The sequence below is a fragment of the Novosphingobium barchaimii LL02 genome, from assembly GCF_001046635.1.
In the GTDB taxonomy this organism is placed as follows: domain Bacteria; phylum Pseudomonadota; class Alphaproteobacteria; order Sphingomonadales; family Sphingomonadaceae; genus Novosphingobium; species Novosphingobium barchaimii.
Window position 1 is genome coordinate 58,935 of sequence record NZ_KQ130452.1, and the last position, 14,307, is coordinate 73,241.

Consider the following 14,307-nt stretch of genomic DNA (forward strand, 5'->3'; position numbering starts at 1 on the left):
ACGGTCTGATTTATGCCGTTTGTCATCAGCGTTAAATTTTCTTCGCAAGTGCAGCGAGAGTGCTTGGCAAGTCCCGATTCCTGTTGCATCACTTGTGCAACAGGGAGTCAAAATGTCGGCTGAGAGCGGTACGAATTTCGACGAGATGCTCAATGCGGACGGCACTGTTCGTCCTGCTTACGCCGAATATCGCCAGTGGTTCGATAATCAGGACAAGGGCTGGCTAAGAAGGCAGGATGCCGAGGCGGAGCGGTTCTTCCGCCGAATTGGTATCACCTTCAACGTCTATGGCGACGATGCCGCTGAAGAGCGGCTCATTCCTTTCGACATGATCCCTCGGATCATCACCGCGCGCGAATGGCGCAAGTTGACGCGCGGTATCGAACAGCGGGTGAGGGCGCTCAATGCTTTCCTCCAGGATCTGTACCACCGCCAGGAAATCATCCGTTCCGGCCGCCTGCCGATCGAGGCGCTTCGCAACAACGAGGCTTTCCTCTCGCAGATGATCGGCTTCACGCCGCCGGGCGGCGTATATACCCATGTCGTCGGCATCGACCTGGTGCGAACCGGGCCGGACGATTTCATGGTGCTGGAAGACAACGCCCGCACCCCCTCCGGCGTCTCGTATATGCTCGAGAACCGCGAGACGATGATGGCGATGTTCCCGGAACTGTTCACCAAGATTCCAGTGCGTCCGGTTTCGGACTATCCGCGCCGTCTTGCCCGCAGCCTGCGCGCCTGCGCGCCGCCTGCGTATAAAGGCGGCAAGCGGCCCGTGGTGGCGGTACTGACGCCGGGCATCTTCAACTCCGCCTATTTTGAGCACGCTTTCCTGGCCGACCAGATGGGCGCGGAGCTGGTGGAAGGGAACGACCTGCGTGTCGTCGACGGGCGTGTGTGCATGCGCACGACGACCGGTTACAAGGCGATCGACGTCATCTACCGCCGCGTGGACGATGACTATCTCGACCCGCTCAGCTTCAATCCCAATTCGCAGTTGGGGGTGGCGGGCATCTTCGATGTCTACCGTTCCGGCGGGGTAACCATCGCCAATGCGCCCGGTACCGGTATCGCCGACGACAAGGCGATCTACAGCTACATGCCCGAGATCGTCGAGTTCTACACCGGTGAGAAACCCATCCTCCAGAATGTACCGACATGGCGCTGCTCGGAAGCCGATTCGCTGGGCTATGTACTCGACAATCTGGCCGATCTCGTCGTCAAGGAAGTGCACGGATCGGGCGGTTACGGGATGCTGATCGGCCCGACCTCCTCGAAAAAGGAGATCGCCGATTTCGAGCAGAAGCTGCGCGCCAAACCGTCGAACTACATCGCGCAGCCCACGCTTTCGCTGTCGACCTGCCCGATCTTCACCAAGGAAGGCCTCGCGCCCCGGCACCTGGACCTGCGGCCCTTCGTGCTGGTTTCGCCCGACGGCATCGACATCACGCCTGGCGGCCTGACCCGCGTGGCGCTCAAGAAAGGATCCCTCGTGGTCAACTCCTCGCAAGGCGGAGGCACCAAGGACAGCTGGGTGCTGGACGAGTGAGGGGGGCGGTCTGATGCTGGGACGTGGAGCAAGCGGTGTATTCTGGATGTCCCGCTATCTCGAGCGCGCGGAAAATACCGCGCGTTTGATCGACGTGGGTTTTCACCTAGCGCTGACGCGGGGCAACCGCCAGTCGCAGGACGAGGAGTGGAAGTCGGTCCTCACGACCACCGGGATGCTGGAGGACTATTGTTCGAAGCATTCCGACTTCGGAGGCTCGCAGGTGTTCAACTATCTGCTGCGCGACCGTGACAATCCCGGCTCGGTGTTGGCGATGGTCGAGAACGCGCGCACCAATGCTCGCGTCGTGCGTACCAGCATTACCAATGCGGTATGGGAAACCACGAACGAAGGCTGGATGCATCTGCGCGACCTGCTCGCCCGGCCGGTGCGGGAGACTAACCTGGGCGAAGTTCTGCGCGAAATCCGCCGCATCGGCACGCTGGTGCGCGGCGCGCTCGAAGGGACGATGCTGAGGAACGAGGTTTTCAACTTCTCGCGCATCGGCACCTTCATCGAGCGGGCGGACAACACCGCGCGTATCCTCGACGTGAAGTATTACGTGCTGCTGCCCTCCGCCGCATGGGTCGGCTCCAGCCTCGACAATGTGCAGTGGGACACGCTGCTGCGATCGGTCGCGGGCAACCGGGCCTATTCGTGGCTCAATGCAGGGTCCATGGACCCTCGCGGCATTGCCCGGTTCCTGATCCTTGATGGTCAGTTCCCGCGCAGTCTGGTCTTTTCGTATGAGAAGATTCGCAGCAACATGGCGGGCCTCGCCAAGGAATACGGGCACGAGGTTCCGGCACATCAGTTGCTGCGCGATGCGGGGGACAAGCTCAACCAGACCGCCATCGAGGAAATCTTCGAAGGCGGTCTGCACGAATTCCTGCAGGACTTCATCGGCAAGACCATCGAGATCGGCAGCGCTATCGCGGCCGATTACCGTTTCAGCGAGTAGGAGGGCCATTTCGTGCTCCTCACTGTAAAACATGTCACGCGCTACGTTTTCGAGGGCAAGGTGACCCACGGGCTCCAGCGCCTGCGACTGAAGCCCAAGTCGACGCACGGTCAGGAAGTGATCGACTGGCGTATGGACCTTGCGGGCGCCAAGCCCGAGGCTGCGTACGACGACCAGCATTTCAACCACACCGATCTCGTCTCGATCGTGCCGGGCGTGCCCGAAGTGGTCGTCACCTGCGAGGGTACGGTCCGCACGATAGACAACAACGGCATCACGGGACCGCATACCGGGCACATGCCGCTATGGTGTTTCCTGCGGCCCACGCCGCTGACCAGGCCCGGGCCCAAGGTGCGCCAGCTTCTCGCGGGGATCGAAGCTAACCGGTCGGATACGCTGGGCTATCTCCACGTCCTTTCCAATGCGATTGCCGAGCAGGTGGAATACGTCAGCGGCACGACCGACGCCCATACCACCGCCGAACAGGCGCTCGCCGCCGGCAAAGGCGTGTGCCAGGATCACGCGCATATCTTCATCACCGCAGGCCGCATGCTCGACGTGCCGATGCGCTACGTTGGCGGCTATCTGCATATGGACGACCGCGACGAGCAGGAGGCCGGCCACGGCTGGGCCGAGGCACATGTTCCAGGTCTTGGCTGGGTAGGTTTCGACGTCTCCAACGCGATCTGCCCCGACGAGCGGTATATCCGCGTAGCCACGGGTTGCGACTATCGAGAGGCGGCGCCGGTTACGGGTATCGCCATCGGTGCTGGGGAAACGAGCCTCGATGTTCATTTGTCCGTAGGCGAAAATAAGGTAGGAGGACAGCAGCAGCAGTCCGCTTCTGGCGGTCAGCGGCAGGTGCAGGGCGGCTAACAGGCCGTTTCGCGCACGATATCGTCTTGGGAGAGGCGCGGAGACAAAAACGGGTTTGAAGGTTTGATGGTTCGATGACGTATTGTGTGGGCATGATGCTGGATCGCGGGCTCGTTCTGATGAGCGACACGCGCACCAATTCGGGCGTCGACAACATCTCGACCTTCCGCAAGATGTACCACTGGGAACTCCCTGGTGAGCGCATCATCACGATCATGACCGCCGGCAACCTCGCCACCACACAGGCCGTCATCAGCCAGTTGGAGGAGCGCAACAAGGCTCCGTCCGAGCGGCACAATTCTCTGCTGGAAGCGCCGACGATGTTCAAGGTCGCCTCGATCGTGGGCAACCTGCTTCAGGACATCATCGAGGAACGCGCCACCGACAATGGCCAGAAGGCCGCTGCCGGCACATTCAGCGCCTCGATGATCGTCGCCGGCCAGATCAAGGGCATGGAGCCGCGTCTGTTCCTGATCTATCCCGAAGGCAATTTCATCGAAGCCAGCTTCGACACCCCATTCTTCCAGATTGGCGAGACCAAATACGGCCGCCCGATCCTGATCCGCGGCTATGAGCGCGACATGAGCTTTGAAAGCGCGATCAAGCTGATGACGGTGTCGTTCGATTCGACGCTCAAGGCCAACCTCTCGGTCGGCCTGCCGCTCGACCTGCTGGTGATCGAGCGCGATCACTTCACGCCTCGCCATGAACGCCGCATTGAGGCGTCCGACCCCTATTTCGCTGCCGTTTCCACCAGTTGGAGCGAAGCCCTGCGCAACGCGCTCGATGGGCTGCCAGACTACCGGATGGACCCGGCTGTGAAGGAAATCTTGGGTTGATCTCTAAAAACTGATGGTGTCGTCCCGGATCGAATCCGGGGATGCCGGCAAACCATTTCTCCAAGCAGCACGGGGTTAGCGAGACTTTGCCATTTATCGTCGCGGCGTTGCATTGCCCCGCGCGATTGTCATGTCCCGGCCCGGTTGCGAAGTGAGTGCCATAAGGATTGGCATCATTCTTCGGGAGATTTACAATGGCCGATGACGACACGCACGAGCTGTCGCAGTCCGCACGCAAGTACTGGTCCGCCGACGGGTACAAGGAAGGCGGCACGATCCGCGAGGTCGACTATGCCTCGCAGTCGGGCGGCCTCGATCCGATGTTCGAAGGCATCAAGATCGTCGACACCGACACCCATATCACCGAGGCACCGGACCTCTTCACCAGCCGTGCAACCGCTTCCATGAAAGCGAAGATGCCGCGGGTGGAGCGGATCAACGGCACTGACCGCTGGTTCGTGGGCGACCGTGATTTCGGCACGCTGGGCGGCAACGTCATCCGCGCCGACAACAACAAGCTGCTCGGCCGCCTTGCTTTCCCCACGCTGGAAGAGGCGCACCCCGGCGGGCATCAGATCAAGGAGCGCCTGCAGGCGATGGACGACATGGGCGTCTATGCCCAGATCGGCTTCCAGAATTCGGGGGTGACACAGGCCGGCTCGCTGATGAGCCTGGGAGATCCCGAACTGGCGCTGCAGGTCATCCAGATCTACAACGACGCTTCGGCGGAGTACCAGGAAACTTCGGGCCAGCGCATCTTCAACATGGCGCACCTGCCATTCTGGGACCAGAAGGCCCTCGAAACCGAGGCGCGGCGCTGCCACGACATGGGCCTGCGCGGCTTCGTCGTGCCCGATACGCCCGAGCGTGTCGGCGTACCCAGTTTCAACCACGATTACTGGACGCCGTTCCTCGAGATGTGCGAGGCGACCGGCATGCCGCTCAACTTCCACCTCAACGCGGCGATCGATCCCAACACGCTGACCTGGGAAGGTTTCCAGTTCGAGCAGACGCTGTCGGTCGTGGCGACGATGTTCTCGATCGGCAATGCCGCGACGCTGGGCAACTGGATGGTCTCGGGCCGCCTGGACCGGCACCCCAAGCTCAAGATCGGCCTGATCGAGAGCGGCGCCGGCTGGGTGCCTTTTGCGGTGGAAGCGCTGGAACACCAGTTCCGCGAGATGCTCGCCGGTAAGCGCGACATGCTCAGGAAGCAGCCCTGGGACTACTTCCGCGATCACTTCTACTGCACCTTCTGGTTCGAGAAGATCGCCCCCAAACACCTGCTGGAAATCATCGGCGTCGACAACGTCATGTTCGAAACCGATTTTCCGCATCCCACCTCGCTCTATCCGGGCGTACAGGCGCACCTCAAGGACGTGCTGGGCGGATACAGCGACGAGGTCCGCAGGAAAGTGCTGCAAGGCAACGCTGTCAAGCTCTACAACCTGCCGTTCTGATCGGCGCTATTTTCCTCCCCGTCGCGCAGCAATGGGGAGGAACCGATCAATGGCGGTAGAACAGGCTGATCGAGGCGACATGGTTCATGCGGACCCGGCCGCGCGTCTGGTCTATGGTCTGGTTGAGATAGCCCAATTCCAGCGTCGAGGCGCCCGGCAGTCCTACTTCCGCGCCGACGAAGCTTCGTAGCTGGTCGAAACCGCCGCGTGCGCCCCAATCGGTGTCGTTCAGGGCGATGAAGCCCTCGGCATAGACCAGCGCATTCACGGCGTCGCTGCCGGCTTTCAACGGATGTTCGTAACGAAGCATCTCGCGCAGGCGCCAGCCCATGTCGCCGCCGTCCGAGCGCCAGCGCTGTTCGAGCCGTGTGCGCGAGGAAAGCTCGCCGCCCAGCGGCTTGCCCAGCGCGACGTTGAGCTGCTGGAAGCTGCGCTCCTCGTTTATGTCGCGGCCCCCGTCGACAGGCGAGATGACATGCGCATAGCCCTGATAGAGCGTTACCGAGGGCGAGAGTTTCCACCCCACGGCGCCGCGCAGCAGCAGCGGATCGACTCGCGATACACCGTCGCCGACGCGTGGTTGCAATTCCGCGAAATAGACCAGCTTGTCCGAGATCGAACCCATCGCGGTCAGATTTACCCAGACCTGTTCGTCATGGCTTGTCTCGGCGCTGGCAATTTGCGGTGCTGTCGCAGTGAAAATCAGGGCGGCTGCGGCGAGGGCGAAACGGGCAAGGGCAGGGCGGTTCATGCGGACCTTCGGGCAGAGAATGAAGGTTCGGCCAATATGGCTAGTTCGTGTCGAGATCGTTGCTGGCCGGTCAGGTCTTGTGGCGATGCCGCCTAGCGGCAGAAATCGGCGCCGTCGGCTTCGAGGTGGAGGTGATTCGCATGGGCTGCGTTATAGGCTGGGCCCAGCGTCGTGCCGAACCGCTTGCAGGCGCTGTCGTGAACGGTGCGCAGGAAACGGCGTTCGGCCGGGCTGCCGCCGTTCCAGTCGGCAAGTATCGTGATGTGTCGCCCGTCGCCCAGAACGAAGCCGGAGACGTCGATCGCATTGGCGCTTGCATGGCCGGAGCGGCGGCTGGTCCCCGCCACGTTGCGGCAGGAATAGCTGCCGAAAGTCTCGATCTTAACCACCCGGCTGCCAAGGATCTGTAAGGCCGCCCGGTCCACGCCGTAGCGCGCCCAGGCGGCGAACGGTGTCGCCACCGCGCAAGTCGCCGGACCAAGGCCAGTCACGGTGACCGTGGCGTTATCTGTATTAAGCGCGGCGAGTTTCACCGTGCCTACGGTGGAGCAGGAATTACCGTAGTAGCGATCCTCCACCGGGCTGAAGACAGCCTGCTGCGCGCCCAGCCTGGACAGGCACTGGCGCACATCGGCGCGCGGCGGCTTGACCGGCCGCTGGGCCGAGCGTGCGGGTTGGCGCGGAGATGGCTGGCGAGGAGAATCCACACAGGCGGCAAGGGCGGCCACGCCAACCAGAACGGGGGGCAGGAAGAGCAGTACTCTGCGCATTGCGCTCTTGTTGAAGCGAGCAGGTTAACCTCAGATTACCGGTGCGATGGAGCGAGCCATCCCGACATCCGAACATTTGCGGATATAGTACACATTTGCACAGGCGGGACGCCGTAAGTCGATTGACTTCCCCCACCACCTCTTTAGATGCGGCGCCGGGCCACGCGGTCCCAACGCCGCGCGAGCTCTCTGTAAGGAGAGTCAGAAATGACTGATTTTATTGCCGTACCTGCGCGTAAACCTGCACGTCCTCATTTCTCTTCCGGTCCTTGCGCCAAGCCGCCCGGATATACCCCAGCACAGCTGAACACCGAAGCACTCGGCCGCTCGCACCGCGCCAAGATCGGCAAGACGCGTCTTGCGTACTGCATCGATCTGATGCGCGAAGTGCTGCAGCTTCCCGACACCCACCGCATCGGTATCGTCCCCGGTTCCGACACCGGCGCCTTCGAGATGGCCATGTGGACCATGCTCGGCGCGCGCGGGGTGACGACTGTGGCGTGGGAAAGCTTCGGCGAGGGCTGGGTGACGGACGCTGCCAAGCAGCTCAAGCTGGATCCCACCGTGATCCGCGCCGACTACGGTCAACTGCCCGACTTGACCCAGATCGACTTCAGCACCGACGTGCTGTTCACCTGGAATGGCACAACTTCGGGCGTGCGCGTTCCCAATGCCGATTTCATCCCCGACGACCGCGAAGGCCTGACTTTCGCCGACTCGACCTCGGCCGTGTTCGCCTATGACATCGACTGGTCGAAGATCGACGTCGCCACCTTCTCCTGGCAGAAGGTTCTGGGCGGCGAAGGCGGCCACGGCGTTCTGATCCTCGGCCCCCGTGCGGTCGAGCGTCTGGAAACCTACATCCCGGCATGGCCGCTTCCCAAGGTGTTCCGCCTCGTTTCCAAGGGCAAGCTCGCTGAGGGCGTGTTCAAGGGCGAGACGATCAATACCCCCTCGATGCTTGCCGTCGAGGACGCGATCTTTGCACTGGAATGGGCCAAGGGTATCGGCGGGCTGGAAGGTCTGAAGGCCCGTTCGGACGCCAATGCCGCCGCGCTTTCCAAGATCGTCGAGGAGCGTGACTGGCTCGGCCACCTAGCCATCGATGAGGCCAGCCGGTCCAAGACCTCGGTCTGCCTGACCGTCGCGGGCGCTGATGCCGACTTCATCAAGAAGTTCGCCGGCCTGCTGGAAAAGCAGGACGCGGCCTACGACGTTGCCGGTTACCGCGATGCCCCTGCAGGCCTTCGCATCTGGTGCGGCGCCACCGTCGATACCCAGGATATCGAGGATCTCGGTCCCTGGCTCGACTGGGCTTACGCCACCGTCAAGGCGGGCTGAACCTACTTTCACGCATGAAACGGCGCGTGCCCGTGCAGACGGGCACCGCGCTTCCCTCCCCGCTCCCGCGCATATCGACGCGAGTAGCAGCGGGGGCGACGAGCCAAGGAACAATTCCCATGACCAAGCCCAAAGTCCTCATTTCCGACAAGATGGACCCCAACGCAGCCCGCATCTTCACCGAGATGGGCTGCGACGTTGACGTCATCACCGGCGAGAACGCCGAGCAGCAGATCGCCCGCATCGGTGAATACGATGGTCTTGCCATCCGCTCGTCCACCCGCGTGACGAAGGAAATGCTTGCCGCCGCGAAAAACCTCAAGGTTATCGGCCGCGCCGGCATCGGCGTCGACAACGTCGACATTCCCGCCGCTTCGTCGCAGGGCGTCGTGGTGATGAACACCCCGTTCGGCAACTCGATCACCACGGCCGAGCACGCCATCGCGCTTATTTTCGCACTGGCCCGCCAGCTGCCCGAAGCCAATGCCCAGACCCAGGCAGGCCTGTGGCCCAAGAACGGCTTCATGGGCGTTGAAGTCACCGGCAAGACCCTTGGCCTCATCGGCGCGGGCAACATCGGTTCGATCGTCGCCAGCCGCGCGCTGGGCCTGCGCATGAAGGTCGTGGCTTTCGACCCGTTCCTGACGCCCGAGCGCGCCGTGGAAATGGGCGTCGAGAAGGCCGATCTCGAAACGCTGCTGGCGCGTGCGGACTTCATCACCCTGCACACCCCGCTGACCGACCAGACCCGCAACATCCTCTCGGCCGAGAATCTGGCCAAGACCAAGAAGGGCGTTCGGATCGTCAACTGCGCACGCGGCGGCCTGATCGACGAGGCAGCTCTCAAGGCAGGCCTCGATTCGGGCCACATCGCCGGCGCTGCCCTTGACGTGTTCCAGACCGAGCCGGCCAAGGATTCGCCGCTGTTCGGCACCCCGAACTTCATCTGCACCCCGCACCTGGGCGCATCGACCACCGAAGCCCAGGTCAACGTGGCGCTTCAGGTGGCCGAGCAGATGGCCGACTTCCTGGTCAACGGCGGCGTCACCAACGCGCTCAACATGCCTTCGCTGAGCGCCGAGGAAGCCCCCAAGCTCAAGCCTTACATGAAGCTGGCTGAAGTGCTGGGTTCGATGGTCGGCCAGCTGACCGTCGATTCGGTGCCGCGCATCTCGATCCACGTCGAGGGCGCTGCTGCCGAACTGAACCAGAAGCCGATCACCGCCGCCGTTCTCGCCGGTTTCCTGCGCGTCCAGTCGGACACGGTGAACATGGTCAACGCCCCGTTCCTCGCCAAGGAGCGCGGTCTGGAAGTGCGCGAAGTGAAGACCGAGCGCGAGGGCGACTACCACACGCTGATCCGCGTTTCGGTGAAGACCGAAGCGGGCGAGCGTTCGGTTGCCGGCACCTTGTTCAACAACGTCGAGCCGCGCCTGGTCGAAATGTTCGGCATCAAGGTCGAGGCAGAGCTGGACGGTTCGATGCTCTACATCGTCAACGAGGACGCCCCCGGTTTCATCGGCCGCATCGGCACCCTGATGGGCGAGCAGGGCATCAACATCGGCACCTTCAACCTCGGTCGTCGCACCACCGGCGGCGAGGCCGTGCTGCTGCTCTCGGTCGACACCCCGGTCGCCGCTGACGTGCTGGAGCAGGCCCGCGCGCTGCCCGGTGTTAAGACGGTCAAGGCGCTCGCGTTCTGATCTGAGGTTTTCTGGCTATGAAAAGGGGTCGGCGTGAAAGCGCCGGCCCCTTTTTCGTTAAGGTTTCAGCCGGGCGGCGGTGCGGCGTTGAAGATGGCCAACTGGTCCGCGAAGGCGCGCTGGAAGGCGGGGCGCGCTTCCCCGCGTGCGACATAGGCATGAAGTCCGGGATATTCTTCCAACATGCGCGAACTGCGGAGCCTGCGCAGCACTGCGACCATCAGCAGGTCGCCCGCGCTGAATGCGCCGTCCAGCCACTCGGCATCGCCCAGCCGGTCGGCCAGTTCGCGCAGGCGAGTACGGATGCGGCCATCGATGCCGGGCAAGCGTTCAGCGGCCCACGGTTTGTCGCTTTCGAAGATCACGGCCATCGAGCGCTCGACGATGGGCGGCTCCATCGTACTCAGTGCCGCGAACATCCAGGTTACCGCGCGGGCGCGCGCATCGGCATCGTCCGGGAGCAGGCCTGCATGGCGCCGAGCGATGTGAAGTACGATGGCGCCGGATTCGAACAAGGTCAGATCGCCGTCTTCGTAAGAGGGAATCTGGCCGAAGGGGTTTGCCGCCCGGTGCGGCAGTTGTTTCATGGCCTCAAACGAAACGAGGCGGACCTCGTAAGCCAGACCCACTTCCTCGAGCGCCCAACGAACGGCCATGTCTCGCGCCAGTCCCTGTCCGCGATCGGGAGAGCGTTCGAAGGCTGTGATGGTGATGGTCATCGTCTGGGTCCGCCTTGCAAGGAAGATGATCACAACGACGGCGTTTGGCAACAGGGGGCATTTGCAGCCTGATCCTAGATTGTTAGACACGCTCTTCGTTCGGCAGAGGTTGCGCCCGATTACCCGCTTGTGCGATCTGCATTGCATGACGCGGTTCCAATTCCGGTCCGAACGACGGCCGCGCTGGGGCGCAGCTGGGGCGGTGTTACTGATCCACTTCGTGCTGGTCGCCGGGCTGATCCGCGCATTTACGCCGGACATCGCCGCTAAAGCAGTGCGTGCTGTCATGCAGGCCGTTACCGTCAGTTTAGAGCCGCCTTCGGCGCCCGATCCAGAGCCTTCGCCGACCATCGCTCCCCGACGCGCTCCGCCGAAGGAAGAAGGCGCGGCTGGAGCACCAGCATCGAAGGCCACTCCGCGCGAAGTGTCAGCGCCTCGCGCAGCGGTGGTTGTCAGACCGACACAGGCCCCGCAGGTCGCAGACAAAGGAGAGGAAAACGCATCAGGCGCCAGCGGGCAGGGCGATGGAACGGGCGCATCCGGCATCGCCAAAGGCACCGGGGCCGGCGCGGTCGGGACTGGCGGTGGCGGCGGCGGAACGGGCAAGCCAACCGTCAAGATCGCGGGCGAGATCAGCTCGGCGAAAGACTATCCGCGCGCCAGCCGGGAACTGCGCATCGGCGCCTCGGTCGTGATAGACCTGTCCGTTGGCGCCGACGGGCGGGTAAAGGGCTGCCGTGTGGTTCAGCACAGTCCCGATTCGCAGGCGGACGGGATTACCTGTACGCTTGCCGTCAAACGGTTTCGTTTCGACCCCGCGCTAGACCCTAGGGGAAGTCCCATAGAAGCCGTATATCGCTGGCGTCAGCGGTGGTTTTATTGAAGCTCTGAACAACCTGTAACATTGCATCGCAGCAAGCAGGGTTTATGACCGGGCGCACTCAAGCGTCATCTGACGAGCGAAAGATTTCATGCCCACCATCGTTCCCGTGATCCTTTGCGGAGGCAGCGGCACGCGCCTCTGGCCGCGCAGCCGAGCTTCGATGCCCAAGCCCTTCCTGCCTCTGGTCGGGGACAATACGCTTTTCGAAGCGGCGCTGGCGCGGTGTCCGGCTTCCGGCGGTTTCGCCCCGCCGGTGGTGGTGACGGGACGTCAGCATCTTGCCCATGTCGAAGCGCAGCTTGGCGCGGTCGAGGGCGCGCAGGTCATCGTTGAGCCTTCCGCGCGCAATACCGCTGCTGCCATCGCGCTGGCCGCCTGCCGTCTGCCCGAGGATGCGGTGATGCTGGTCTGCCCCAGCGACCACCACATCGGCAATGCCGACGCCTTTGCCGCCGTTGCCTGCGCGGCCGCGGATCTGGCGCAGGAAGGCTGGCTGGTCTCGTTCGGCATCGAGGCGACAGCGCCCGAGACCGGCTTTGGCTATCTCAAACGCGGCGAGGCGATTTCGGACACTGCCTTTCGTACCGCCCAGTTCGTCGAGAAGCCGGACCTGGAACGGGCCAAGGCGTTCCTCGCCGAGGGTATCTATGCCTGGAACGGCGGCATCTTCGCATTCCGCGTCAAGGACTTCCTGGCCGAACTCGCAGCGCACCGCCCGCAGATCGCCGCCGGGGTTGCCGAAGCGGTCGCAAAGGGGAGCGAGGACGGTCAGCGCTTCCATCCCGATGGGGCAACCTTTGACGCCGTGCCCAGCGATTCGGTCGATTACGCGGTAATGGAAAACACCGCCCGCGCCGCGATGGTGCCCGCCGACATGAACTGGTCGGACATCGGCAACTGGCACGCGCTCTATGAGGCGTTGCCAGCCGACGAGAGCGGCAATTCGGTGCGCGGTGCAGGCGAGGCCGAACTGGTCGACTGCCGCAATGTGCTGGTCGACAGCGATGGTCCGCGCGTTTCGGTGATCGGGCTGGAGGACGTGATCGTCGTCGTCGACGGCGATGACATCATGATCACCACGGTCGCGGGCGTGCAGAAGGTCGGCAAGCTGTCCGGGGCCGTAAATCAGTGAGCTCGGCGCGCGCGGCGCTGCCGACCCGCCAGGTCGAAAAACCCTGGGGCAAGGACGTGCTGCCTGCGCCATTCACGGCGCCTGAAGGCGTCCGCATCGGCGAGATCTGGTTCGAGCCGCCCGCCGCCCTGCCGGACCTGCTGGTCAAGTACATCTTCACCAGCGAAGCGCTGTCGGTGCAGGTTCATCCCTCCGACGCGCAGACGATCGCCAAGGGCATCGGGCGCCAGGGCAAGGAAGAGTGCTGGCTCATCATCGCCGCCGAGCCGGGGGCGACACTGGGCATCGGCTTCGACAGCGATCTGGACGAAGCGGCGATGCGGGCTGCCGCGCTCGACGGTTCGATCGAGCACCTGCTGACCTGGCACCCGGTTGCGCCCGGCGATTTCTTCTACATCCCGGCCAACACCGTCCACGCCATCGGCGCAGGCGTGGGCCTGATCGAGGTGCAGCAGAACAGCGATATCACCTACCGCCTCTACGACTATGGCCGCCCGCGCGAACTGCATCTCGATGACGGCGTGGCGGTATCGAAGGGTGAGCGGTACGTGCTGGATCGCTGGCACAAGACCGTCGCCCCGCACGGATCGCAGCAATTGGTGGACGGCCCGCTGTTCCTGCTCGATCAGGTCGCAGGCGCCCCTTCACCGGAGGTCGCCGCCCGCTATCCGGCCGCGCTTCTGGTGATCCCGCGCGAGGGTGACGTCGAAGTCGGCGGCGAGGCCATCGCGCCGGGCGGCTGCGCTTTTGCCGCCAGCCTTGCCGACGTGCGCTTTGCGGATAACGGCGTCTGCCTGCTTGCCAGGGGCTGTGCAGACGGAGCGTAAGGCTGCATGAGGGATGGCATGATCGTCCAGACCATCCAACTGGCCCTGACCCCGGTTTTCGTGCTGGTGGCCATTGGCAATATCCTCAACATCCTCTCGACGCGGCTGGGCCGGGTGGTTGACCGCGCTCGGACGCTGCAGGAACGTCACGGCTCCACAGAAGGACCGCAGCACGACATGATCGTCAGCGAACTGCGCCTCGTTCACCAGCGGATGACGCTGATTACCCATGCGGTGCGCATGATGGTGCTGTCGGGCCTGGCGATCGGTGTGACGGTGGCGATCCTGTTCCTCTCGGGATTGAGCGGGTCCGACTGGCATACGGCTGCGGCGATGACGTTCCTTGCCTCGATCGTGCTGCTATTGATCGCGCTGGTGCTGTTCCTGCAAGAGACGCAGGTTGCAGCCAAGGCGCTGCGCATCCCCAGCGATTATCTGGAACTGCACCGCGAGATTACGTAGCGTTTCACCGGCATCGCCCTAGCGGTTGGCGATT

Annotated in this window: 14 protein-coding genes; 11 read left to right on the forward strand and 3 right to left on the reverse strand. The window is 63.3% G+C overall.

Translation table 11 applies throughout. The annotated features are described in order from the left end of the window. Positions 1–112: 112 nt before the first annotated feature. The 5 genes from V474_RS00300 to V474_RS00320 all read left to right on the forward strand — a co-directional run bounded on the left by V474_RS00300 (position 113) and on the right by V474_RS00320 (position 5,685). A complete protein-coding gene (locus tag V474_RS00300; RefSeq protein WP_059149603.1) occupies positions 113–1,549 on the forward strand; it encodes a circularly permuted type 2 ATP-grasp protein in 1,437 nt (478 codons plus the stop codon). A gap of 13 nt (positions 1,550–1,562) precedes the next feature. Continuing rightward, positions 1,563–2,510, forward strand: a complete 948-nt coding sequence (locus tag V474_RS00305; RefSeq protein ID WP_059149604.1) for an alpha-E domain-containing protein — start codon at positions 1,563–1,565, stop codon at positions 2,508–2,510. Positions 2,511–2,522: 12 nt separating this feature from the next. After that, positions 2,523–3,386: a transglutaminase family protein gene (locus V474_RS00310; RefSeq protein ID WP_059149605.1), complete on the forward strand. Its 864-nt coding sequence runs from the start codon at positions 2,523–2,525 to the stop codon at positions 3,384–3,386. A gap of 74 nt (positions 3,387–3,460) precedes the next feature. Continuing rightward, complete coding sequence (locus V474_RS00315) at positions 3,461–4,225, forward strand: proteasome-type protease (RefSeq protein WP_059149606.1); 765 nt, start codon at positions 3,461–3,463, stop codon at positions 4,223–4,225. Between the two features lie 194 nt (positions 4,226–4,419). Continuing rightward, positions 4,420–5,685 (forward strand): amidohydrolase family protein, encoded by a 1,266-nt coding sequence (locus V474_RS00320; RefSeq protein WP_059149607.1) that lies wholly within the window; start codon positions 4,420–4,422, stop codon positions 5,683–5,685. A gap of 46 nt (positions 5,686–5,731) precedes the next feature. On the opposite strand, the gene V474_RS00325 is transcribed toward V474_RS00320, so the two are convergent. Then, entirely contained in the window at positions 5,732–6,436 is a 705-nt protein-coding gene (locus V474_RS00325) for a DUF2490 domain-containing protein (protein ID WP_059149608.1), read from the reverse strand. A 92-nt stretch (positions 6,437–6,528) separates the two neighbouring features. Continuing rightward, positions 6,529–7,206, reverse strand: a complete 678-nt coding sequence (locus V474_RS00330) for an extensin-like domain-containing protein (protein ID WP_059149609.1) — start codon at positions 7,204–7,206, stop codon at positions 6,529–6,531. Between the two features lie 207 nt (positions 7,207–7,413). Here V474_RS00330 and V474_RS00335 point away from each other — a divergent pair, with 207 nt between their 5' ends. Together V474_RS00335 and serA are read left to right on the forward strand one after the other, a co-directional pair. After that, positions 7,414–8,547: a phosphoserine transaminase gene (locus V474_RS00335; RefSeq protein ID WP_059149610.1), complete on the forward strand. Its 1,134-nt coding sequence runs from the start codon at positions 7,414–7,416 to the stop codon at positions 8,545–8,547. A 119-nt stretch (positions 8,548–8,666) separates the two neighbouring features. Continuing rightward, a complete protein-coding gene (gene serA / locus V474_RS00340; protein ID WP_059149611.1) occupies positions 8,667–10,250 on the forward strand; it encodes a phosphoglycerate dehydrogenase in 1,584 nt (527 codons plus the stop codon). 65 nt (positions 10,251–10,315) lie between these two features. On the opposite strand, the gene V474_RS00345 is transcribed toward serA, so the two are convergent. Beyond that, a complete protein-coding gene (locus V474_RS00345; RefSeq protein WP_059150696.1) occupies positions 10,316–10,969 on the reverse strand; it encodes a glutathione S-transferase family protein in 654 nt (217 codons plus the stop codon). Positions 10,970–11,114: 145 nt separating this feature from the next. Between V474_RS00345 and V474_RS00350 the strand changes: the two genes are divergently transcribed. The 4 genes from V474_RS00350 to V474_RS00365 all read left to right on the forward strand — a co-directional run bounded on the left by V474_RS00350 (position 11,115) and on the right by V474_RS00365 (position 14,273). Further along, the gene (locus V474_RS00350) at positions 11,115–11,852 is read left to right on the forward strand and encodes a TonB family protein (protein WP_059149612.1); all 738 of its coding nucleotides are present in this window, start codon (positions 11,115–11,117) and stop codon (positions 11,850–11,852) included. An 88-nt stretch (positions 11,853–11,940) separates the two neighbouring features. After that, positions 11,941–12,984, forward strand: coding sequence for a mannose-1-phosphate guanylyltransferase (locus tag V474_RS00355; protein ID WP_059149613.1), 1,044 nt, complete (start codon positions 11,941–11,943; stop codon positions 12,982–12,984). Next, positions 12,981–13,811, forward strand: coding sequence for a class I mannose-6-phosphate isomerase (locus tag V474_RS00360; RefSeq protein ID WP_059149614.1), 831 nt, complete (start codon positions 12,981–12,983; stop codon positions 13,809–13,811). Before V474_RS00355 ends, V474_RS00360 begins: the two co-directional genes overlap by 4 nt. Before the next feature lie 6 nt (positions 13,812–13,817). Beyond that, positions 13,818–14,273, forward strand: a complete 456-nt coding sequence (locus tag V474_RS00365) for a DUF2721 domain-containing protein (protein WP_236710467.1) — start codon at positions 13,818–13,820, stop codon at positions 14,271–14,273. The last annotated feature ends 34 nt before the right edge of the window (positions 14,274–14,307 follow it).

What these genes read in the sequence shown, in the direction of transcription:
- serA (WP_059149611.1), top strand. Translation starts at nt 8,667, where the DNA reads ATGACCAAGCCCAAAGTCCTCATTTCCGACAAGATGGACCCCAACGCA.
- V474_RS00365 (WP_236710467.1), top strand. Translation starts at nt 13,818, where the DNA reads ATGAGGGATGGCATGATCGTCCAGACCATCCAACTGGCCCTGACCCCG.
- V474_RS00335 (WP_059149610.1), top strand. Translation starts at nt 7,414, where the DNA reads ATGACTGATTTTATTGCCGTACCTGCGCGTAAACCTGCACGTCCTCAT.
- V474_RS00300 (WP_059149603.1), top strand. Translation starts at nt 113, where the DNA reads ATGTCGGCTGAGAGCGGTACGAATTTCGACGAGATGCTCAATGCGGAC.
- V474_RS00355 (WP_059149613.1), top strand. Translation starts at nt 11,941, where the DNA reads ATGCCCACCATCGTTCCCGTGATCCTTTGCGGAGGCAGCGGCACGCGC.
- V474_RS00315 (WP_059149606.1), top strand. Translation starts at nt 3,461, where the DNA reads ATGACGTATTGTGTGGGCATGATGCTGGATCGCGGGCTCGTTCTGATG.
- V474_RS00330 (WP_059149609.1), bottom strand. Translation starts at nt 7,206, where the DNA reads ATGCGCAGAGTACTGCTCTTCCTGCCCCCCGTTCTGGTTGGCGTGGCC.
- V474_RS00320 (WP_059149607.1), top strand. Translation starts at nt 4,420, where the DNA reads ATGGCCGATGACGACACGCACGAGCTGTCGCAGTCCGCACGCAAGTAC.
- V474_RS00350 (WP_059149612.1), top strand. Translation starts at nt 11,115, where the DNA reads ATGACGCGGTTCCAATTCCGGTCCGAACGACGGCCGCGCTGGGGCGCA.
- V474_RS00345 (WP_059150696.1), bottom strand. Translation starts at nt 10,969, where the DNA reads ATGACCATCACCATCACAGCCTTCGAACGCTCTCCCGATCGCGGACAG.
- V474_RS00325 (WP_059149608.1), bottom strand. Translation starts at nt 6,436, where the DNA reads ATGAACCGCCCTGCCCTTGCCCGTTTCGCCCTCGCCGCAGCCGCCCTG.
- V474_RS00305 (WP_059149604.1), top strand. Translation starts at nt 1,563, where the DNA reads ATGCTGGGACGTGGAGCAAGCGGTGTATTCTGGATGTCCCGCTATCTC.